26 protein-coding genes and 1 pseudogene are annotated in these 19,691 nt (G+C 68.8%); 15 read left to right on the plus strand and 12 right to left on the minus strand.

Features of this window, described 5'->3' with window-relative positions; translation table 11 throughout:
• Positions 1 to 112, plus strand: a pseudogene (locus QZV94_RS12275) (transcriptional repressor); the annotation flags it as partial.
• A gap of 27 nt (positions 113 to 139) precedes the next feature.
• Here QZV94_RS12275 and QZV94_RS12280 read toward each other — a convergent pair.
• The 3 genes from QZV94_RS12280 to QZV94_RS12290 are packed head-to-tail and all read right to left on the minus strand — an operon-like array spanning position 140 to position 2,761.
• Positions 140 to 1,303: a glutathionylspermidine synthase family protein gene (locus tag QZV94_RS12280; protein WP_293678174.1), complete on the minus strand. Its 1,164-nt coding sequence runs from the start codon at positions 1,301 to 1,303 to the stop codon at positions 140 to 142.
• Positions 1,304 to 1,313: 10 nt separating this feature from the next.
• The gene (locus tag QZV94_RS12285) at positions 1,314 to 2,081 is read right to left on the minus strand and encodes a PspA/IM30 family protein (protein WP_293678175.1); all 768 of its coding nucleotides are present in this window, start codon (positions 2,079 to 2,081) and stop codon (positions 1,314 to 1,316) included.
• An 11-nt stretch (positions 2,082 to 2,092) separates the two neighbouring features.
• Positions 2,093 to 2,761: a DUF2170 family protein gene (locus tag QZV94_RS12290; RefSeq protein WP_293678176.1), complete on the minus strand. Its 669-nt coding sequence runs from the start codon at positions 2,759 to 2,761 to the stop codon at positions 2,093 to 2,095.
• 74 nt (positions 2,762 to 2,835) lie between these two features.
• On the opposite strand from QZV94_RS12290, the gene QZV94_RS12295 reads away from it, so the two are divergent.
• From QZV94_RS12295 to QZV94_RS12305, 3 genes are read left to right on the plus strand one after another with little or no spacing between them, the layout of a single operon-like run.
• A complete protein-coding gene (locus QZV94_RS12295) occupies positions 2,836 to 3,480 on the plus strand; it encodes a DUF2491 family protein (RefSeq protein WP_367254399.1) in 645 nt (214 codons plus the stop codon).
• Positions 3,477 to 3,893 (plus strand): DUF350 domain-containing protein, encoded by a 417-nt coding sequence (locus tag QZV94_RS12300; protein WP_293678178.1) that lies wholly within the window; start codon positions 3,477 to 3,479, stop codon positions 3,891 to 3,893. The genes QZV94_RS12295 and QZV94_RS12300 overlap by 4 nt, the downstream gene beginning before the upstream one ends.
• A 4-nt stretch (positions 3,894 to 3,897) precedes the next feature.
• Positions 3,898 to 4,509: a DUF1190 domain-containing protein gene (locus tag QZV94_RS12305; RefSeq protein WP_293678179.1), complete on the plus strand. Its 612-nt coding sequence runs from the start codon at positions 3,898 to 3,900 to the stop codon at positions 4,507 to 4,509.
• Here the strand turns inward: QZV94_RS12305 and QZV94_RS12310 are convergent.
• Complete coding sequence (locus QZV94_RS12310) at positions 4,506 to 4,769, minus strand: heavy metal-binding domain-containing protein (RefSeq protein WP_293678180.1); 264 nt, start codon at positions 4,767 to 4,769, stop codon at positions 4,506 to 4,508. The genes QZV94_RS12305 and QZV94_RS12310 overlap by 4 nt on opposite strands.
• 175 nt (positions 4,770 to 4,944) lie before the next feature.
• Here QZV94_RS12310 and QZV94_RS12315 point away from each other — a divergent pair, with 175 nt between their 5' ends.
• Genes QZV94_RS12315 through QZV94_RS12340 form a run of 6 tightly spaced genes read left to right on the plus strand, consistent with a single transcriptional unit; the run spans position 4,945 to position 8,996 of the window.
• On the plus strand, positions 4,945 to 5,934 hold the full coding sequence (locus QZV94_RS12315; RefSeq protein ID WP_293678181.1) for an adenosine kinase: 990 nt from the start codon (positions 4,945 to 4,947) through the stop codon (positions 5,932 to 5,934).
• A 5-nt stretch (positions 5,935 to 5,939) separates the two neighbouring features.
• Positions 5,940 to 6,530, plus strand: coding sequence for an imidazoleglycerol-phosphate dehydratase HisB (gene hisB / locus QZV94_RS12320; protein ID WP_293678182.1), 591 nt, complete (start codon positions 5,940 to 5,942; stop codon positions 6,528 to 6,530).
• Positions 6,531 to 6,539: 9 nt separating this feature from the next.
• Positions 6,540 to 7,175 carry an imidazole glycerol phosphate synthase subunit HisH gene (gene hisH / locus QZV94_RS12325; protein WP_293678183.1) on the plus strand — a complete coding sequence of 212 codons (636 nt, stop codon included), beginning with the start codon at positions 6,540 to 6,542 and terminating at the stop codon, positions 7,173 to 7,175.
• Positions 7,172 to 7,894: a 1-(5-phosphoribosyl)-5-[(5-phosphoribosylamino)methylideneamino]imidazole-4-carboxamide isomerase gene (hisA, locus tag QZV94_RS12330; protein WP_293678184.1), complete on the plus strand. Its 723-nt coding sequence runs from the start codon at positions 7,172 to 7,174 to the stop codon at positions 7,892 to 7,894. The genes hisH and hisA overlap by 4 nt, the downstream gene beginning before the upstream one ends.
• Complete coding sequence (hisF, locus tag QZV94_RS12335) at positions 7,891 to 8,670, plus strand: imidazole glycerol phosphate synthase subunit HisF (protein WP_293678185.1); 780 nt, start codon at positions 7,891 to 7,893, stop codon at positions 8,668 to 8,670. The genes hisA and hisF overlap by 4 nt, the downstream gene beginning before the upstream one ends.
• Positions 8,670 to 8,996 (plus strand): phosphoribosyl-ATP diphosphatase, encoded by a 327-nt coding sequence (locus QZV94_RS12340; protein WP_293678186.1) that lies wholly within the window; start codon positions 8,670 to 8,672, stop codon positions 8,994 to 8,996. The genes hisF and QZV94_RS12340 overlap by 1 nt, the downstream gene beginning before the upstream one ends.
• 9 nt (positions 8,997 to 9,005) lie before the next feature.
• On the opposite strand, the gene QZV94_RS12345 is transcribed toward QZV94_RS12340, so the two are convergent.
• From QZV94_RS12345 to timA, 3 genes are read right to left on the minus strand one after another with little or no spacing between them, the layout of a single operon-like run.
• Entirely contained in the window at positions 9,006 to 9,509 is a 504-nt protein-coding gene (locus QZV94_RS12345; RefSeq protein ID WP_293678187.1) for a Smr/MutS family protein, read from the minus strand.
• Positions 9,506 to 10,621 carry an MltA domain-containing protein gene (locus tag QZV94_RS12350; RefSeq protein ID WP_293678188.1) on the minus strand — a complete coding sequence of 372 codons (1,116 nt, stop codon included), beginning with the start codon at positions 10,619 to 10,621 and terminating at the stop codon, positions 9,506 to 9,508. The genes QZV94_RS12345 and QZV94_RS12350 overlap by 4 nt, the downstream gene beginning before the upstream one ends.
• An 8-nt stretch (positions 10,622 to 10,629) precedes the next feature.
• Positions 10,630 to 11,250 (minus strand): TIM44-related membrane protein TimA, encoded by a 621-nt coding sequence (gene timA, locus QZV94_RS12355; RefSeq protein ID WP_293678189.1) that lies wholly within the window; start codon positions 11,248 to 11,250, stop codon positions 10,630 to 10,632.
• A gap of 172 nt (positions 11,251 to 11,422) precedes the next feature.
• Here timA and secB point away from each other — a divergent pair, with 172 nt between their 5' ends.
• On the plus strand, positions 11,423 to 11,905 hold the full coding sequence (gene secB, locus QZV94_RS12360) for a protein-export chaperone SecB (RefSeq protein ID WP_293678190.1): 483 nt from the start codon (positions 11,423 to 11,425) through the stop codon (positions 11,903 to 11,905).
• Positions 11,906 to 11,926: 21 nt separating this feature from the next.
• Here the strand turns inward: secB and dnaQ are convergent, their stop codons facing one another.
• The 5 genes from dnaQ to QZV94_RS12385 all read right to left on the minus strand — a co-directional run bounded on the left by dnaQ (position 11,927) and on the right by QZV94_RS12385 (position 15,668).
• On the minus strand, positions 11,927 to 12,631 hold the full coding sequence (gene dnaQ / locus QZV94_RS12365; protein WP_293678191.1) for a DNA polymerase III subunit epsilon: 705 nt from the start codon (positions 12,629 to 12,631) through the stop codon (positions 11,927 to 11,929).
• A gap of 118 nt (positions 12,632 to 12,749) precedes the next feature.
• Positions 12,750 to 13,340, minus strand: a complete 591-nt coding sequence (gene coaE, locus QZV94_RS12370) for a dephospho-CoA kinase (RefSeq protein WP_293678192.1) — start codon at positions 13,338 to 13,340, stop codon at positions 12,750 to 12,752.
• Entirely contained in the window at positions 13,337 to 14,188 is an 852-nt protein-coding gene (gene aroE / locus QZV94_RS12375) for a shikimate dehydrogenase (RefSeq protein WP_293678193.1), read from the minus strand. Before aroE ends, coaE begins: the two co-directional genes overlap by 4 nt.
• A gap of 11 nt (positions 14,189 to 14,199) precedes the next feature.
• Positions 14,200 to 14,790 carry a Maf family protein gene (locus tag QZV94_RS12380; RefSeq protein WP_293678194.1) on the minus strand — a complete coding sequence of 197 codons (591 nt, stop codon included), beginning with the start codon at positions 14,788 to 14,790 and terminating at the stop codon, positions 14,200 to 14,202.
• Positions 14,787 to 15,668 carry a pyruvate, water dikinase regulatory protein gene (locus tag QZV94_RS12385; protein WP_293678198.1) on the minus strand — a complete coding sequence of 294 codons (882 nt, stop codon included), beginning with the start codon at positions 15,666 to 15,668 and terminating at the stop codon, positions 14,787 to 14,789. Before QZV94_RS12385 ends, QZV94_RS12380 begins: the two co-directional genes overlap by 4 nt.
• A 469-nt stretch (positions 15,669 to 16,137) precedes the next feature.
• Between QZV94_RS12385 and hemE the strand changes: the two genes are divergently transcribed.
• The 4 genes from hemE to QZV94_RS12405 form a co-directional block, all read left to right on the plus strand.
• Positions 16,138 to 17,187: a uroporphyrinogen decarboxylase gene (gene hemE, locus QZV94_RS12390; protein WP_293678195.1), complete on the plus strand. Its 1,050-nt coding sequence runs from the start codon at positions 16,138 to 16,140 to the stop codon at positions 17,185 to 17,187.
• On the plus strand, positions 17,184 to 18,215 hold the full coding sequence (hemH, locus tag QZV94_RS12395) for a ferrochelatase (RefSeq protein ID WP_293678196.1): 1,032 nt from the start codon (positions 17,184 to 17,186) through the stop codon (positions 18,213 to 18,215). Before hemE ends, hemH begins: the two co-directional genes overlap by 4 nt.
• Positions 18,212 to 18,673 (plus strand): CopD family protein, encoded by a 462-nt coding sequence (locus tag QZV94_RS12400; RefSeq protein WP_293678197.1) that lies wholly within the window; start codon positions 18,212 to 18,214, stop codon positions 18,671 to 18,673. Before hemH ends, QZV94_RS12400 begins: the two co-directional genes overlap by 4 nt.
• Before the next feature lie 218 nt (positions 18,674 to 18,891).
• Positions 18,892 to 19,691, plus strand: an 800-nt coding sequence (locus QZV94_RS12405; RefSeq protein WP_367254404.1) for a Rho termination factor N-terminal domain-containing protein, incomplete at its 3' end; no start/stop codon positions are given.

Below are 19,691 nucleotides of genomic sequence, written 5' to 3' on the forward strand. Positions count from 1 at the left end.
GGAGTTCGTCGACGCGGAGATCGAAGCGCTGCAGGAGGCCATCGCGCGGCGGCTCGGCTACCGGCTGGTGGACCACCGGCTGGAACTCTACGGGATGCCGCTGGAGGAGTGATCCTCCCCCTACCGCATCATCCCCCAGTCAGCCGATGATCACGTGCGGCACGAACCGCGACAGGTTCTTCGTCACCTTGCTGCGGTCCTCGCGGATGCCGATGCCGGCGGGTTCATCACCGACGATCCAGGCGCCGACCACCGGATAGTTGCCGTCGAAGGCCGTCAGCGTGTGCAGGGCCTGCACGATGCGGCCCTCCTCGCCATAGCCCTGGTCCAGCACCTTGGCCTTTCGTCCCTCGGCCACCAGCTCGATATTGGCGCCCTCGCGGGAGAACAGCGGCTTCCTCACGAACGAGCTGCCCAGCTCGGCCGCCTTCGGGTCGCCCTCGAAGAAGGCCGGCAGGAGATTGGGGTGGCCGGCGTGGCGTTCCCACAGCAGCGGCAGCATGCCCTTGTTGGACAGGACCGCCTTCCAGGCCGGCTCCAGGAACTGGGTCTTCGAGCCCTTGATCTTCGGCGCATACTCCTCGCGGAACATGTCCTCCCAGGGGTAGAGCTTGAACAACGCCCCGATCAGGTAGTTGTCCTGGTCGATGAAGCGGCCGTCGGCGTCCAGTCCGATGTCGGCGACGGGAACGAACTTCGGCTCGATCCCCGCCTGCTTGGCGATGTCCTCCAGGTACTTCACGTTCTGCCGGTCCTCGATGGAGTCCGGGTCGGACGCGAAGTGGACGAAGCCGCCGGCGGGGAACAACGCCTTGAACCGCGCCTCCAGCTTCTCGTGCAGGCTGTTGAACTGGTCGGCATCCGCCGGCAGGCGGCCGGCGGCGATCATGTCCTCCAGCCAAATCCACTGGAAGGCGGCCGACTCGTAGATGCTGGTCGGCGTGTCGGCGTTGTACTCGTAGAGCTTCGCCGGCCCCGCCCCGTCGAAGGCGAAGTCGAAGCGGCCATAGAGCGACGGCGCCTTGCTTACCCAGCTGTCCATGACGTCGTCGCGGGCGTCGGCGGGAATCGCCAGGCGCGCCATCAGCGCCTCCGACTTCACGACCTCTTCGACCAGCTCCAGGCACATGGCATGCAGCTCGCGCGCCGGCTCCTCAAGGCCGTCCTCCACCTCGGCCAGGGTGAATTGGTAGTAGGCCCGCTCGTCCCAGTACCGGGCGCCGTCCAGGTGGCGCCACGTGAACCCGAGCGCTTCGGCCTTCTCGTCCCAGCCAGGGCGCTCGTCGGTCTTGATGCGTTTCATCGGCGCCGGGTCAGGCCTTCTCGCCACGCTCGGTGGGAACGGGCTGCGCCTCGATCTGCAGGTGCGGCGCTTCCAACTGCGGCATGGGCTCGCCCTGCGGCGCCTTCAGCCGCGCCAGGATGTCGGTGGCCGAGGAATGACCCGGCAGGATGCCCGCGGCGGCCAGCTTGGCGTCGAGGTCGGCGCCCGTGCGCCTGTCCTCCAGTTCGCCCGCGGCGCGGAACTTCTCCTCCTGGATCGCCTGGCGCTCCTTGATCCGCTTCAGGCTGTCGGCCGCCGAGCCCAGCGCCGCGGTGGCGCTGCCCCCGCGCGAGGCCACCGCGGCCTGCGCGCGCTGGACGCTGTCGTTCACCTTCACCGTGTCGATCTCTCGGCGCAGGTTCTCGACCTTGGTCTGTGTCGCGGCGATGATCTGGTGCAGCCGCTCCTCCGCCGTCTTCATGTCGGCGAGCTGAGGGGTCTTGGTCCCGATGTCGGTCTCCAGCTCGGAGATCCGGGTCGCGACTTCCAGGGCGAGCTTTTCGTCGCCCTTGGCCAGGGCGGCGCGCGCAGAGCCCTCGTAGCGGCTGGACATGTCCTTCAGGCCCTGGACGTCCTTCTCCAGGATGCGCCGCTTGGCCACCAGAGCGGCGAGGTCGTCGCGCGCCTTGCCCAGCGCATTGTCGGCGTCGCGGATCTCCTGGTCGAGGATGCGCAGCGCATTGGCGTCGACCACGGCCGCGCCCGCGTCGTAGCTGGCGCCGCGGAAGAGGGTGAACAGCTTCGAGAAGATCGACATCGGTTTACCCTTCAGGCGGCGTTGTTGAAGTTGTCGCGCAGTTCGCCGGCGGCGCGGATGGCGTTCTCGGCCAGGGTCCGCAGCTCGATGATCACCGTTTGCAGGGTGGTCTTGCAAGAGAGCTCGCCGAACAGGTCGTAGTAGTCGCGGCCGGCCACAGTGGTGATGCCGAAGTTCGACAGCGGGACCAGCTTCTGGGCCTTCAGCAGGAAGACGTTGAACTCATCCTGCCGCTGCTGCTCGTCTACCGGCCAGAGAAGCGCGGAAACCACGATCTGCTCGGATCCGACCGAGAGGAAGATCGGCAGGTCCCCGAACTCGTGCATGGTGATCTGCAGGACCGGTTCGGTCCCCTCCAGCACCCGGGCTGTCAGTTCGCCCTCCTGCAGCAGGCGAGAGTCGGAGAGCGCCTGCGCCAGACTCTTCACCGACCAGTCGGTGTCGATGACATGGTCCATTTGAAATGATCCCGGCGGAGGTTCAGGGTTGCTCGACAGCGCCGGTCCGCGGCTCGACGCTGTGATGATGGCTCGTGCGGCGGCGGTGATGTCGGACTTGACGGCGGGAGGAACCCAGAGCTCCAGCTTGACGAGCCCTAGGCGGCTGCGCTGCTCGCGCCACTGCCGGGTCCGCTCCGCGGGGCTCAGGCCCACCGCCTTGTCCTTCGGTCGCCGCACCATTCATGGTATGCATACGCGTACATTTGACAGAGTTCAAGATGGGACTATGATCCCAGCATAACAAGGGCGATGACGTGGTCTTCCGAGGTTTGTTTCGCGGTAAACGTGATGACACGCGCGATCAGGTGATCCCGGTGGTGCGGAACGTCACCATCGGGCGCAACGTGCGGCTCGACCCGCTGGCTTGGCGCCGCCTCGGGGACGAGACCAAATTCCAGCTCAACGCCGACACGCTCGGCATCGTGGCCCAGGGCCGGATCAGCCTGGGCGCCGACGGTTATGTCCACCGGTTCTACACCGAGGACGATATGATGCTGCAGATGGTCAGTCCCGACGCCATGGGCGAGCAGGCCGAGGACTTCACCCTGTTCGGGCCCTGGTCCAGCGCCTATCCCCCGGACAGCGCCGCCAAGCGGATCTGGGCCGATCGCCTGCGTGCGCGGACCTGGGAAGGCGAGGGCCTGCCGCAGTACCGCCGCTTCTGGTTCGGCGACACCGACGAGCGCCAGGACCCGGTGAGCTTCTGGGAAACGGTCTATGATGACCGTTCCGGCCAGGACTTCCGCAAGATCTACCAGACCTGCATGCTCTTCTCCCGGGACCTGCCGGGAGAAGGCCGCGAACTGCTCCTCGCGATCGAAATGGAGCCTGAAGGCGGTGACCTGACCCATGAAATCATGGTCGGCATCCCGCTCAACGTTGGAGAGTTCGAAGCATGATCTTCGATCCCATGGCCTTCGGCGCGGGCGCGCTGAACTTCGCCCTCGCCTTCGTCGCCGCCGGCGGCTTCACGCTGATCTTCAAGGCGCTGTACCGCTGGATAACGCCGCACGACGAGGGCGCGCAGATTCGCGCCGGCAACTCGGCGGCCGCCATCGTCCTGGGCGGCGCGCTCCTGGGGTATGTCATCCCGCTGGCCTCGGCGCTGACCAACACCCACTCCCTGCCGGAGTTCGTGGCCTGGGCGGCGCTGGCCGGAGTCATTCAGATCGCCACCTTCTGGATCGTGCGGCGCGTGGCCCTGCCGGATGTCTCCGCCCGCATCGACCGTGGCGAGATCTCGACGGCGATCTACCTGGCCGCCATTTCCCTCTGCGTCGGCATCCTGAACGCCGCCTGCATGAGCGCGTGACGTCATGAAGCGCACCCGAAAACTCGCGCTCACCGGCCTGATGGCCATGGGCGGGATGTCGCTCACCGCCTGCGGCGGCGACGTGGCCACCGACAACGCCCGCATCGACAACCCCGGCCCCGCCGTCGACGCCTACACCTATGCCTCCCTGCAGGAGTGCAAGGACAAGAACGAGATCCCGGACGCGGCTTGCGACACGGCGGACAAGAACGCCAAGGAGGATGAGAAGAAGGCCGCCAAGTACGACCAGCAGGCCACCTGCGAGGAGGTCTACGGTCCGGGCCAGTGCGTGCCGCGCAGCCAGGCCAGCGGCGGCGGTTCGTTCTGGGGTCCGCTGATCACTGGCTTCGTGGTCGGGCGCATGCTGGACGGGGGCTGGGGCGGCCGTGGCATGTACCGGGACTGGCGCGACGGCGGCTACTACTCCGCCTCAGGCGGCCGGGTGTTCACCGACTACTCCACCGGGCGCACCCGCATCGGCCAGAACGGCTTCAAGTCGCCGGACGCCATGCCGCCGCCCAAGGCCATGAGCCGCGCTAGCGTGATCTCCCGCGGCGGCTTCGGCGGCCGCTCCGCCAGCCGCAGCTTCGGCGGGAGCAAGGGGTTCGGCGGCTAGCCCAGCCGCGGCGCCGGCGCGGCGCTCTCGGGCTCGGAACCGGTCGGGGTAGGCGGCGGCTCAGGGATGAGCGTCATGCCGCAGCCCGGCGCCGAGCATTCCCCCGGCGCGTCGAACACCTTGCCGTCGTTGTCGCAGCCGCAGGGCGGGCAGACGTACTTGCCCGATGCAGACTGCGCGTAGCCCGGCGAAGGCAGGACGCAGGCGCAGGCGGCGACCACGCCTGACCCTACGAACACGCGACGTGACAGCACGGCCATGCAGCCCTCCCTGACAAGCTCGGACGGTCGAAGCTACACCGCTCGCGGGACCGCCGAAATGACGCTGGCGCCTCCATTCCCGCCATGGCTGCGTCCCCAGAGCCCGCGGAAGCTAGCCTCACCGCCCCTTTCCCTGTAATCCGCGCCCCCTACGCACCGGGGAAGTTCGTCAGCAATGCCAGACCTCTACGACGTCGCCGCGATCGGCAACGCCATCGTCGACGTGATCGCGCCCTGCGAGGACGCCTTCCTGATCGAAAACGGGCTGGACAAGGGCGCGATGATGCTGGTCGATCCGGCCCAGTCGGCGGCGCTCTATTCCAAGATGCGCCAGGCCGTGGAGGCCTCCGGCGGCTCAGCGGCCAACACCATCGCCGGCCTCGCCTCATTCGGCGGCAGGGGCGCTTTCATGGGCAAGGTGGCCGACGACGAGCTGGGGCGGACCTTCGCCCGCGACATGCGCGCCATCGGCGCCCGCTTCGAGAACGCCCCGCTCACCGGCGGCCCGGCCACGGCCGTCTCGATGATCAACGTCACCCCGGATGCGCAACGCACCATGTGCACCTACCTGGGCGCCTCGGTGGAGTTCACCGATACCGACGTGGACCGCGAGACCGTCGAGGCCGCCCAGATCGTCTATCTCGAGGGGTACCTGTTCGACGCCGAGGCGGCGCGGCGCGCCTTCGCCAAGGCCGCCGCACTCGCCCATGGCGCGGGGCGAAAGATCGCGCTGACGCTGTCCGACAGCTTCGTGGTCGAGCGCCACCGGGGGGGCCTGCTGGGCTTCATCGAGACGCAGGTGGACCTGCTGTTCGCCAACGAGGCCGAACTCCTGGCGCTGTTCGAGACGACCGACTTCGACGAGGCTTGCCAGCAGCTGCTCTACAAGTGCGACCTCGCGGCGATCACGCGCAGCGAGAAGGGCTCCGTGATCCTGGCCAAGGGCGCAACGCTGCACATCCCCGCCGAGCCGGTGGAGAAAATCGTGGACACCACGGGCGCGGGCGACCAATACGCGGCCGGGTTCATGTTCGGCCTCTCGCAGGGCCGTTCCTACGAGGACTGCGGTCGTCTCGCCTCCCTTGCGGCGGCCGAGGTGATCTCGCACTACGGGCCGCGGCCGCAGGTCTCCCTGAAAGACCTGGCCGCGAGCAAGGGGCTTTGAGTTCGATGAGCCGCAAGGCCGAGGTCGTCCGCAACACCAAGGAGACCCAGATCCGCGTCGCCGTGGACCTGGACGGGACGGGCGCGTCCGCCGTCTCCACCGGCATCGGCTTCTTCGACCACATGCTGGACTCGTTCGCTCGCCACGGGGGAATCGATCTCACCGTCGAGACCAAGGGCGACCTGCACATCGACATGCACCACACCGTCGAGGACACGGGCATCGTCATCGGGCAGGCCGTCAAGGAAGCGCTGGACGGGTTCAAGGGCATCCGCCGTTTCGGCCACGCCTACATCCCCATGGACGAGACGTTGAGCCGCTGCGCCATCGACTTCTCCAACCGTCCCTACCTGATCTGGAAGGTGGATTTCAAAACCCCCAAGGTCGGCGACATGGACACCGAGCTGTTCAAGGAATTCCACCACGCCTTCGCCATGAACGGCGGGGCCTGCGTGCACCTGGAATGCCTCTATGGCGCGAACTCCCACCACATCGCCGAGAGCGGCTTCAAGGCGCTGGCCCGCGCGGTCCGCCAGGCGGTCGAGCTCGACCCAAAGACTCACGGCCACGCCCCATCAACCAAGGGCGTGCTGTAAGGACATCCCATGCAGCGTGTCGCCCTGATCGACTACGGGTCGGGCAACCTGCGCTCGGCCGAGAAGGCGCTCATCCGCGCCGCCGCCGGTCGCGCAGATATCGTCGTGACCCATGACCCGGACGTGGTGGCCGGCGCAGACCGCATCGTGCTGCCCGGCGTCGGCGCGTTCGCCGCCTGCATGACGGCGCTCAGCGAGCGGCCGGGCGTCATCGAGGCCATGTCGGATGCCGTCATCCGGCGCGGAGCGCCGTTCCTGGGAATCTGCGTCGGCATGCAGCTGATGGCCGGCCGCGGGCTGGAATTCCGCGTCACCCCGGGACTGGGCTGGATCGAGGGCGACGTGAAGGTGATCGAGCCGAAGGGCGCCGGCCTGAAGGTGCCGCACATGGGCTGGAACACCCTGCAGCGGGTCACCGATCTGCCGCTGCTGGCGGGCCCCAAGGCGGGCGAGCCGGTCTACTTCACCCACTCCTTCGCCATGTTCCCCGACGATGACCGCGACGTCGCCGCCTGGGTCGACCATGGCGGCGCCTTCCCCGCGGCGGTCGCGAGGGGCAATCTGGCCGGGGTCCAGTTCCACCCCGAGAAATCCCAGGCCACCGGCCTGAAACTTCTGTCCGACTTCCTGGAGTGGCGCCCGTGATCCTCTACCCGGCCATCGACCTGAAGGACGGCCAGTGCGTGCGCGTCCTGCACGGCGACCTTTCCACCGCCACGGTGTTCAACACCGACCCCGGCGCCCAGGCCAGGCAGTGGGCCGACGCCGGCTTCCACTGGATTCACGTGGTCGACCTGAACGGCGCCGTGCAGGGCCAGGCGATCAACGCCAAGGGCGTCGAGGCCATCCTGCACGCCGTCTCCGTGCCCGTGCAGCTGGGCGGCGGCATCCGCACCCTGGCCGACGTGGAGCGCTGGATCGAGGCGGGCGTCAGCCGCGTGATCCTCGGCACCGTGGCCGTGAAGCAGCCCGATATCGTCATCGCAGCCGCGCTGGCCTACCCCGAACAGATCGCGGTCAGCGTCGACGTGCGCAAGGGCAAGGTCGCCGTGGAGGGCTGGACCGCCGACTCCGACCTCGACGCCATCACCGTGGCCAAGCGCTTCGAGGACGCTGGCGTCGGAGCCCTGATCATCACCGACATCGATCGCGACGGCACGGTCATGGGTTTCAACGTCGAGGCATTCGGCGCCATCGCCGACGCCGTGAACATTCCGGTCATCGCGGCCGGCGGGCTGGCCACGGTGGACGACATCGCCCGGCTGAAGGCGCGCCAGGGCGTGCCGATCGCCGGCGCGGTGCTCGGCCGCGCGCTCTACAACGGGGCCATCGATCCAGCCCAGGCGCTCAGGCTGGCCGCATGACCGCCGGCAGCACGCTCAAGACCCGCCTGATCCCCTGCCTGGACGTGAAGGACGGGCGGGTGGTGAAGGGCGTGCAGTTCGTCAACCTGGTCGACGCCGGCGATCCCGTCGAACAGGCCCAGGCCTATGACGCGGCCGGGGCCGACGAGCTGATGTTCCTCGACATCACCGCATCCCACGAAGACCGCGCCATCATGCTCGATGTCGTGGCCCGCACCGCCGACGTCTGCTTCATGCCGCTCAGCGTCGGGGGTGGCATTCGTTCGGTCGAGGATGGCCGGCGCCTCCTGCTGGCCGGCGCCGACAAGATTTCGATCATGACCGCCGCGGTGATGGACCGTGACGTGGTCGCCCGCTGCGCCGACGCCTTCGGCAGCCAGGCGGTCGTCGTTTCCGTCGACGCCAAGCGGACCGGCGATCACTGGGAGGTCTTCACCCACGGCGGCCGCAACCCCACCGGCCTCAACGCGGTCGACTATGCGGTCGAGGTGGTCGCCAAGGGGGCCGGCGAGATCCTGCTCACCTCCATGGACCGTGACGGCGCCAAGACCGGCTACGATCTGGAGCTGCTGCGCCGGGTCAGCTCGGCGGTGACCGTGCCGGTGATCGCCTCGGGCGGCGCGGGGAACACTCGCCACCTGATCGAGGCGGTGCAGGCCGGGGCCGACGCAGTGCTGGCTGCCTCCATCTTCCACTTCGGCGAGATCACCATCGGCGAGGCCAAGGCCGCCATGGCTGCCGCCGGCATCCCCGTACGCCTCACGGAGCCAGCCTGATGAACAAGCGCTTCTCCGCCGTCGTGGACCGCCTGGCCGAGACCATCGAGAGCCGCCGAGGCGCCGACACCTCGACCTCCTACACCGCCCAACTGCTGGGCGACCTCGACCGCGCGGCCAAGAAGCTGGGCGAGGAGGCCGTCGAGACCGTCATTGCAGCCGCCCAGGGCGACCGCGACGCACTCACCGCCGAAAGCGCCGACCTGATCTACCACTGGCTGGTGGTCATCGCCGCCGCCGGCGTCAGCCTGGACGAGGTGGCGGAACGGCTGGAGGCCCGGGAGGGGACTTCGGGTCTGACGGAGAAGGCGGGGCGGCCGAAGTAGCCCCCGCCGTCATCCCCGCGGCTTGCGCTTCAGCGCCACGTAAAGCGCACCCTCGCCGCCGTGGCGGCGATGCGCTTCGGAGATGCCGGCGACGATGTGGCTGAGGTGCGCCGCGCCCAGCCAGTCGGGCGCGCGCTTCTTCAGCACCCCATCGCCCTGCACGCCCTTTCCGGTGATCACCAGCACCGCGCGCCAGCCATCGTTCCAGGCGCGGGCGAGAAACGCCTCCAGCGCCGTGCGGGCGCGGTCTTGAGTGAGCCCATGCAGGTCGATGCGCCCGCCGATCTCCTCGCGTTCCTTGGCGATGCGGTGCTTGCGGTTCGGTTCGATGTCGCCCAGTTCGGTGCGCGGCTTCCGGGGCTTGGGCTTAAGGGTCGCCGGATCGATCCGCGCCGCAGGGTCGAGCGTCTGCGGACGCGCCGGCTTAGGCGCGCTTCGCCCGGTCAACGGGTGCACGGTGGCGGCCACCATCGACCAGATCTCCCGCTCCTCCGGCTTCAGCGGCCGCTTCATCGCGGGACAAGCCGCCACATGGCCAGCGCATGGCGCACCCGCCCGGCCTCCGCGCCCGCCGCTTCGCCCTCCCCGAGGTAGAGATCGGCGCGGACGGGGCCCTTGATGGCGCCGCCGGTGTCCAGGGCGGTGACCAGGCGGCGGTAGGTCGGAAACGCCCCGGCCAGCAGCGGCGCCTTGCCGTCGATCCACAGGAGCTCGCCGTACGGATGGAATGCCGGATCCACCGCCACGGCGCGGCCGGCCGGAAGCGGCAGACCCGCTGCGCCGGCGGGCGGCTTGCCGTCGTCCGGAGCCAGCCGGAAAAAGGCGTAGCGCGGATTGAGCCGCATGATCGCCTCGGCTTCCGGCCCCCGGTGCGCAGCCAGCCAGCCGCGGATCGCGTCGCCGGAGGTGTTGTCGCGGGCCAGCAGGCCGCGGTCGCGCATCGGATTGGCGATGCCCACGAACGTACGCCCGTTGTGGGCGGCGTACAGCGCCTTCAGCCTGCGACCATCCTCGAACACCAGCACGCCGGAGCCCTGCACCTGCAGGAAGAACAACTCCTCCGGCCGCATCCAGGCCAGCGGTTGGGCCTCCGGCGCTGCCTCGATCGCCGCCCGGTCCGGATAGGGCCGGGCCGTTCCGTCAGGTCTCACCCGCAGCACCTCGCCGCCCGCGGCGACCGCCAGGTCCGCCGGTCTCGGCCGCACCGGGGCGCTGAACTCGCCGCCAGGCCGCCGCCGTGCGGGATAGACCGGGGCGAAATATGCCGTGAGCACCCCGCTGCCGCCCACCCGTTCAGCTACGAAGGTGCGCTCCAGGAATGCCCGACCGTCCCCGGGCCGCACCACGCCGGCGGCGCGGGCGCGCTTGCACGCGCCGGCCATCGACGGTTCCCGCGCCGCATGACAAGTCGCCCGCCACGCCGCGAAGGCCGCATCATGGTCTTCCAGCGCCCAGCCGGGCAGGGCGGAGACGTCGAGCCTGCGTGGCGGCTCGGACGGCGGGGGTCGCAAGATCGGCGCGCCGGGCGGTTGCGGGAAGCCGGGGGGCGTCGGCCCGTGTTCCTGGGGCGTGGCGCAGGCGGCGAGGCTCAGCGCGGCGAGCGCCGCTCCCAACGCTCGCCACAAGCAAGGTCTCACGCCTCGGCGGCGCCCACGTGGACGAGGGCCCAGTTGGGATCCTTGCTCTTCAGCCGCCGCTCGAATGTCCAGAGTTCCGCGGTGCGTCGGTCATCGACGCCTTCGCCCTCCGGACCCTTGGTGCGGCTGCGGAACTCGGCCAGGAAACGCACGGTGATCTGGGCCAGGTCCCCAGAGACGACCTCGGCCTTCTCCAGGTCCGCCCGAGGCGGATGGGAAAACTCGATCGTCTCGGTCCGGCCTTCCGCCTCGCGCGCGTCGATCGCGGCCTCGAAGTCGGCCAGTACGTTCGGAGCGAGGAGATTGCGCAAGGTCTGCCGGTCGTGGGCGGCGAACGCCTTGACGATCATCTCGTAGGCCTGCTTGGCCCCAGAGAGGAACATGCCCATGTCGAAGCCTGGGTCCTTGGCCTTCAGGGCGGCCAGGCCACTCAGCTGCACCCCGTCATCGATGGGATCCAGAGGCCGGTCCAGCGGCGCGCGCACGGGGGCGGCGGCCACCTCCGCGGTTGGCCCGTCACCCGGCTGGCGACCCACGCGCCGGCCCAGCACCGCATAGAGCTGGTACAGCACAATGGCTGCGAGGCCGGCGAAGATGATCAGTTCGAGAACCTGCAAAGAAGGACCTTCGACAGTGGCGGCGCGGGATCTTGTACGCCATGCCCGTCTATATAGTCCTCTGCAACGTCCGCGTCAGGGGCGGCGTTGCATCGCGGGGGGCGCCATGATAGCCGCTCGGTCCCGAGCCGACGCCCTTCCGCGCGCAAAGACCAGAGAAAATCCGACCCTCATGAGCGATATCGACACCGGCGCGCCCGTTCCGTCCGAAGGCGGCGAACCCGGCATCCGCATCCTGGCCCAGTTCATCCGTGATCTCAGCATGGAGAACCCGCGTGCGCCGGACGCGCTGCGCGCTGCCGCGGACCAGCCGCAGATCGACCTGGGCGTCGAGATGAACGCCCGCGGCCGTGAAGACGGCCTGTACGAAGTGGACCTGAAGCTGTCCGCCCGCGCCAACCGCTCCGACGGTCCGCTGTTTGTGGTCGAGCTGCTGTACGGCGGCGTCTTCCAGATCGCCGGCGTGCCGGCCGATGAGGTGGAGCCGGTGCTGCTCATCGAGTGCCCCCGCTACCTGTTCCCCTTTGCACGGCGGATCATCGCCGAAGTCACCTCCGAAGGCGGATTTCCGCCCTTCCTCCTCGATCCCATCGACTTCGCCGGCGTTTACGCGGCGCGGAAGGCCCAGGCCGAGGAACAGGTGGGGCACGCCTGACCTCTGCCTCGCGGCGGGAACCTACAGCCCGAACCGCTCCCAGAGCGTCTCGCCCTTCACCGCGTCGCGGATGAAGGCGGCGTGTGTCAGGCGCTCTTCCTCGCTTGAGAGCATGCCCAGCGACCGCGGCCTGGGGCCGTATTCGGCGCGGGCGGCGGTCACGGCCGCGGCGGTCATGTCCGCGGTGGCCAGCTCAAGGCGCCGCTCGCGGCCGCCCTTAAGCTCCAGATAGACCGCGGCCAGCAGCTTGGCGTCGATCAGCGCCCCGTGCTTCTCCCGCTCACTCAGCGAAATCCGGAAGCGCTTGCAGAGCGCGTCCAGGGAATTGTGCATGCCCGGGAAGCGGTGCTTGGCCAGCTCGAGGGTGTCGACCCAGCGGTGCTCCGGGATGTGCTGACGCGAGCAGTTTCCCAGCTCCCAGTTGATGAAGCCGCGGTCGAAGCCGGCATTGTGGGCGATCAGCGGCGCGTCGCCCACGAAATCGAGGAAGGCGTCCACCACCTCCGGATGCTCGAAGCGAGGCTTCCCGCGCAGGAAGGCGCTGGACAGGCCGTGCACCTTCTCCGCCTCGGAGGGCATCGAACGGCAGGGGTCGATATAGACGTGGAAGCTGCGCCCGGTGGGCACGAAACTCTCGATCTCCAGCGCGGCCAGCTCCACCAGCCGGTCGCCGCTCCGCGGATCGAAGCCTGTAGTCTCGGTGTCGAGGACGATCTCACGCGCCATGACCCTGTCATGACGTGCTTCGCGCCTGCGCGGCAACCGGGGCCGCCGTGCTGTCCCCAGGACTCTGCGCTCTGTGGAGGAGGCCATGAACAAAAATAGAACATAGCCGGGGCTGAATTCAAGTCCCCCGCAGTTGCGCGATCACCGCCTGGACCTGCGCCCGGGCATGCTCGAGGCCCTGGCCGGTGTCGATGACATAGTCGGCCCGCGCCCGCTTCTCGGCGTCGGGGACCTGCTGGGCCAGGATCGCCTCCAGCCGTTCGGGGCTCATGCCCTCCCGAGCCAGCACCCGTTCGCGCTGCATGTCGGCCGGCGCGGAGACCACGATCACCGCGTCCATGTTCTTCTCGCCGCCGGTCTCGAAGATCAGCGGCACGTCCATGATGATCATGTCGGCGCCGCTCGCGGCGGCCTGCTCGAACACCCCCGCGCGGTCGCGGCCGATCAGCGGGTGGACGATGCCGTTCAGCTTCGCCATCGCCTCCGGTTTGCCCAATACCGCCTGGCGCAGCGCCTCGCGGTCGACCCGGCCGTCCTTCACCGTGCCCGGGAATGCCTCGCCCACCGGTCCCACGGCGATTCCGCCCACGTCGTAGGCCGCGTGCACCGCCGCGTCCGCGTCGTAGACTGGGATTCCCGCCTCGCGGAACATCGCCGCCGTCGTCGACTTGCCCATGCCGATAGAGCCCGTGAGCCCGATCACCTTCATCGCGTGGTCTCCATATGGGCGAGCGCCAGGGCGCGGACATCGACGTCGGCCGGCGGCGGTTCACCGAAGAAGGTCTCGAACGAGGGCCGGGCCTGTCCGATCAGCATCTCCAGACCGTCCACGGTGGTGCGGCCGAGTGCTCGGGCCCGTTTCAGGAAGGGTGTCTCTAGAGGCCGATAGACCATGTCCATGACCACACAGCGATCGTCCGTCGCCCCCAGCGGCGCGTCCAGATCGCCTTCGCCCGACAGCCCGGCCGAGGTCGCGTTGATCACCGCGGTGGCCTGGGCGAAGGCGCGGGGCGCGTCCGACATGGGCATGGCGACGGCCCTCGACCCCATGGTCCGAGCCAGCGCCTCCGCTTTGGCGTGTGTACGGTTGATCACGAACACCTTCGGCGCGCCGGCCAGCAACAGCGCGGCCACCGCGCCCCGCGCCGCGCCGCCGGCGCCCAGTACGACCACAGGCCCGCCTGCCGGTTCCCACGCCGGCGCCTGAACCGCGAACGCCTGCAGGAGGCCAAGGCCGTCGGTATTGTCCGCCAGGATCCGCCCATCGGCCTCGAAGGTGAGGACGTTGGCCGCGCCGGACCTCTGGGCTATCTCCGAGACGCCGTCGGCGACGGCCAGCGCGGCTTCCTTGAACGGGACGGTGACGTTCAGGCCCCGCACGGCGCCGCCTTGCAGCCCGCGGGCGAAGCGTTCGAAACCGTCCCGGGCCAGCGGGAACGCCACATAGACCCCGTCGAGGCCGGCCGCCGCCAGCCAGGCGTTGTGCAACACCGGCGAGAGCGAATGGGCCACCGGCTGGCCGGCCACTCCGGCGACGACCGTGCGTCCGGTTATCATTGGTCGACCTGTCACGCCGTCAGCTCGCCGCGCTCACGGAGCAGTTCCAGGAGGCCCATCATCGGCAGGCCCAGGATGGCGAAGTAGTCCCCCTCGATGCTGGAGAACAGCTGCGCGCCCACCCCTTCGAGGCGGTAGCAGCCCACCGAGCCCAGCGCCGCGCGGCCCTCCTCGGCCAGGTAGTCCTCCAGGAAAATGTCGGAGAAATCCCGCATGGTCAGCGTCGCACTCACCACGTCCCGCCAGATGGCCCGGCCATCCTCGGCCACCACCACCGCCGAATGCAGCCGGTGCGCCTTGCCTCGCAGCAGCTGCAGCCGCTCGCGCGCCGCCCCGACGTCGGCCACCTTGTCGTAGAGCTCGCCTTCCAGGTCCAGCGTCTGGTCGGCGCCGATGACCAGCCCTTCGGTCAGGCGGGAGACCTCCACCGCCTTCATTTCGGCCAAGGCCTGCGCCACCTCCAGCGGCCCCGCGCCTTCGACCAGCAGCCGGACCTTGGCTGCGTCTTCATCTACGCCGGCGGTCACCGCCAGATGCGGCACGCCGGCGCCCGCCAGCACCGCGCGCCGCGCTGCACTCTGGGAAGCCAGGATAATGCTCAACCCAGCACCTCGACCTGACCGTGGCCCTTGTGCAGCAGGTTCAGGACCGCCGCGGCCGTCTCCTCCACCGAGCGGCGGGTGACGTCGATGGTGGGCCAGCCCTGGCGCTCGTAAAGCCGGCGAGCGGCAATGATCTCCTCGCGCACCGCATCCTGGTCGATGTAGCTCGACTCCCGGGTCTCGTTCAGGCTGAGCAGGCGATTGCGGCGGATCTGGATCAGCCGGTCGGGCGAGATCAGTAGGCCCACGATGAGCGCCCTCTGCAGGTTGAGCAGCTTCTCCGGGAGCGGCCGGCCCGGCACCAGCGGCACGTTGGCGGCGCGCACGCCGCGGTGCGCCAAGTAAATGCAGGTGGGCGTCTTGCTTGTCCGCGATACGCCCAGCAGCACCACGTCGGCCTGGTCCAGGTCCTGGCCGCCCTGGCCGTCGTCATGGCCGATGGCGTAGTTCAGCGCGTCCATGCGGTTGAAGTAGTCGTTGTCGAGCCGCAAGTGCGCGCCCACCCGCGACGTCGTCGTGGCGCCAAGGTAGCGCTGCATGGCGCTCACCAAGGGGTCCAGCGCCGGCAGGCAGGGCATCTCTAGCCGCCGGCACCCCTCCTCCAACGCGTCGCGCAGCTTCTCGTCGACGATGGTGTGCAGGACGATGCCCGGCGCCTCCTCGATGTCCTCCAGCGCCCGGTCGAGCTGCCGCTGCGAGCGGACCAGGGCGTAGATGTGCTCGATCGGCAGCACGTTCTCGAATCGCGCGCAGACGGCGCGGGCCATGGCGTTCAGCGTCTCGCCTGTGGAATCCGACACCAGGTGGACGTGGAAGTAGGTCGCGAGCCGTGCAGGTGGGGAATTCGGCAAGGGGATGGGCTCGCGGAAGTTGGGGATGGATCCTGTGCGTACTCTCTTAGCGAAGCCCGACGCCCTTGGGGATAGATCAGGTGGAATGCGGCTCGCCTGTCGGAGCCGGGGGACAGACGGGATGAAACGGCCGGTTTCCACCCGTTCGGCGCCCAGGCGGGCGGCGCGGGCGCCGCCAGATCGTCACATCCGCCCAGCCGGTCGACGGACCGATCGGCGCCGGCCGTTTTCCCCGCGCAGGTTAACGAAACCCTAACGCCAGCCTTGGGCTTGTCCCCGCGTCCCCGCAATTCACACCCTTCGCCAGGATTGTCACAAGACCTGCACAACCTGGGGACGGCGCGGGGACTGTCAAAGGATCGTTAAGTTTTCCACCCGGCCAACAGGGCCTAACACTCCCATCCCAATCGATTTCAAGAATCCTTCCTATTGAAGAGGAACAGGGCGGACAGGCCGGGGCCTTGAGCCTGGCGGCCGGGCGGGCTTTAAGTCGGCCATGAGCGAGACGCCCCGCCTTCTGCGAGCCTTGGCCGGCGAGACCCTGGATCGGCCCCCGATCTGGTTCATGCGCCAGGCAGGTCGTTCCCTCCCGGAATACCGTGCGATCCGCGCCCGGGTCCCGGACTTCCTGTCGCTTTGCTTCAACCCTGAGCTGGCGGCGGAGGTCACTTTGCAGCCGATGCGCCGGTTCGCGATGGACGGTGCGATCGTCTTTGCCGACATCCTGCTCATCCCACAGGCGTTGGGCCAGGAGGTCTGGTTCGAGGCGGGGGAGGGGCCCAGGCTTGGCGAACTGCCGTCGATCGAAGCCATGCGAGACGCCGTGGAGGGCTCTACCGCCAAGCTCGCCAGCATCGGCGAAACCCTGACCCGCGTCCGCGCGGAACTCGAACCCGATCGCACGCTCATTGGTTTCGCCGGCGCACCGTGGACGGTGGCCACCTACATGCTGGAGGGCCGGGGTTCCCAGCGTGAGGCGGCCCGCGCATATGCCTACGACCACCCCGACGAGCTCGACGCGCTGCTGGATGTCCTGGTGGACTCCACCGCCCGCTACCTGGTCATGCAGGCCAAGTCCGGCGCGCAGGTCCTGAAGCTGTTCGAAAGCTGGGCGGAGAGCCTTGCGGAGGACGTGTTCGAGCGCATCGTCATCGGGCCGCACACCCGGATCGTGGAGCAGGTCCGCGCCGCGGGGATCGACGTCCCGTTCATAGGCTTCCCGCGCGGCTGCGGCGCCCTGGTGGAACCCTACGCCGCCAAGGTCCCGGTCCAGGCCGTCGCCCTCGACACCCAGGCGACCGCGGCGGTCGGCAAGCGCATCCAGGCCGGCGGAAAGGCCATCCAGGGCGCCTTGGACAACCTTCTGCTCCGCGCCGGGGGCCCAGCCCTGGACGCCCGTGTGGAGGCCCTGCTCGAACAGTGGAGCGGGGGCCCCTACATCTTCAACCTCGGCCATGGTGTGCTGCCGGACACTCCGGTGGAACACATCGCCCGCGTGGTGGAACGCGTCACGGGCAAGCCTGCCAAGGCCCTGGCCGCCGAGTGAAGGTCGCCGTCGTTCTCTTCAACCTGGGCGGGCCGGACAACCAGAAGGCCGTTCGGCCGTTCCTGTTCAACCTGTTCCGCGATCCGGCGATCATTCAGCTGCCCGCTCCGGCCCGCTATGCGTTGGCGGCCCTGATCTCCACGACCCGGGCCAAATCCGCGCGGGCCAACTATCAGCGCATGGGCGGCGGCTCGCCGCTGCTGGCGGGGACCAACGCGCAGGCGCGGGTGCTGGAGGAGATGCTGACGGCGCAGGGCCTGGAAGCCAGGACCTTCGTGGCGATGCGCTACTGGAAGCCGTTCACCGAGGAGATGGCCGCCCAGGTCGCCAGGTTCGCCCCCGACGAGATCGTGCTGCTGCCGCTCTACCCCCAGTACTCGACCACCACCACCGGCTCGTCGCTGAAGGAGTGGGCGCGGGTCTACAAGGGGCCTGGCCGAACGCGCACGGTCTGCTGCTATCCCACGGCCCCGGGGCTGGTCGACGCTCACGTGGAGGCGATCCGCAAGGTCTGGCGCACGCCCGGGGATCCTCCCGGAGAGGTCCGGCTGCTGTTCTCCGCACACGGCCTGCCGCAGCAGGTGGTGGAGGCGGGCGACCCCTATGCGGCGCAGATCGAGGCGACGGCGGCGGCCGTCGCCGCCCGGCTGCCGGAGTTTCCCGACTGGCAGCTCTGCTACCAGAGCCGGGTGGGGCGCCTGAAGTGGCTCGGTCCTTCGACCGTGGAGGCGATCCACCAGGCCGCGGCCGACGGCAAGGGGGTGCTGATCTGCCCGATTGCCTTCGTCTCCGAGCACATCGAGACGCTGGTCGAACTGGACGTCGAGTATGCCGAGCTGGCCAAGGACCTGGGCGTTCAGCCTTTCCTTCGCGCCCGTACCCCGGAGACCGATAGGGGGTTCATGGCTGAGCTTGCGAGGGCGGTGACCGGCGCGCTCGACCGTGATGGGATCGCGCCGCACGGTCCTTGGCGGTGCCCGGCGGCGCATGGCAAATGCGTCTGCGCCAGAGGGGAGATCGCGGCATGAACTGGTACGACCTGCTTCGTGGGCTGCACATCATCGCGGTGATCGCCTGGATGTCGGGGATGATGTACCTGCCCCGGCTCTACGCCTACCACACCGAAACCGCGCCTCCGGGCAGCGAGTTCGACGCCCACTTCAAGGTGTGGGAGGCCAAGCTGCTGCGGATCATCATCAACCCGGCCATGACGCTGACCTGGATACTCGGCGTCAGCCTGATCCTGTTCCACGTCTATGCCGCCAAGGAGGGGTGGGGCTTTCTGGCGCAGCCGTGGATGATCGTGAAGCTGGCGGCCGTCATATTCCTCTCGGGCTGGCACGGCATGCTGTCCTCCGCACGCAAGAAGATCGCGGCCGGCGAACGTCCCCGCACCGCCAGGTTCTGGCGCGCCACGAACGAAATCCCCTTCCTCGTCGCCATCGTCGCGGTGCTGGCTGTCACCCTTCAGTTCTTCGCCCGCTGACGCAGCGCGGACGGGAAAACATTGACCCGACCCCCCCGAGTGTGGTTCCCCTGACCTCACGCGTCGGCGACGGCGCGCCCCGCCTCTTCACCGGTCCGCGCGGCAGCCGCGCCCCGATCGGTCTCCAACGAAACTGAAAACGGCGCTCCACGCGCCTGCACGCTTACCCGCCGGCGCCCGGATACCCTCCGCGCGCTGCGAATTCTAAAGTGAAATCAATGCAAGACGAAACGCAAGATAACGCCGCGGACGCTCCGGAAGTCGAGGCCGTCCAGGCCAGCGCCGACGTCGATGTGCTGGAGCCCACCGTCACCGAGGCGGACACGGCCGAGGGGGATGGCGACGACGACGAACCGTCGCAGGCCGCCAAGGCCATCGCCGCCATGGGCCTCAAGACCGCCAGCCTGCAGGGCCTGAAGGACAAGTCGCCGGCCGATCTGCTCGCCTTCGCCGAGCAGCTTGAGATCGAATCCGCGAACTCCATGCGCAAGCAGGACATGATGTTCGCGATCCTGAAGGTGCTGGCCGAGGAGGGCGTGGGCATCTCGGGCTCGGGCACGCTGGAAGTGGTCCAGGATGGCTTCGGCTTCCTCCGTTCCCCGGAAGCCAACTACCTGCCGGGGCCCGACGATATCTACGTCAGCCCTTCGCAGATCCGGAAGTTCGGCCTGCGCACTGGCGACACCGTCGATGGCGAGGTCCGTGCGCCGCGCGAGGGTGAGCGCTACTTCGCCCTGGTGAAGGTCGACCTCACGAACTTCGAGAGTCCCGACAACGTCCGCCACAAGGTGCTGTTCGACAACCTGACCCCGCTCTATCCGGATCAGCGGCTCAAGATGGAGATCGACGATCCGACCCTGAAGGACCGTTCGGGCAGGGTCATCGACATCGTCGCGCCCCTGGGCAAGGGTCAGCGCTGCCTGATCACCTCCCCGCCGCGGGTGGGCAAGACGGTGATGCTGCAGAACATCGCCAAGTCGATCGAGACCAACCATCCCGAGTGCTACCTGATCGTGCT

Origin of the sequence: uncultured Phenylobacterium sp. (assembly GCF_902826855.1) — a bacterium.
Lineage (GTDB): Bacteria > Pseudomonadota > Alphaproteobacteria > Caulobacterales > Caulobacteraceae > Phenylobacterium.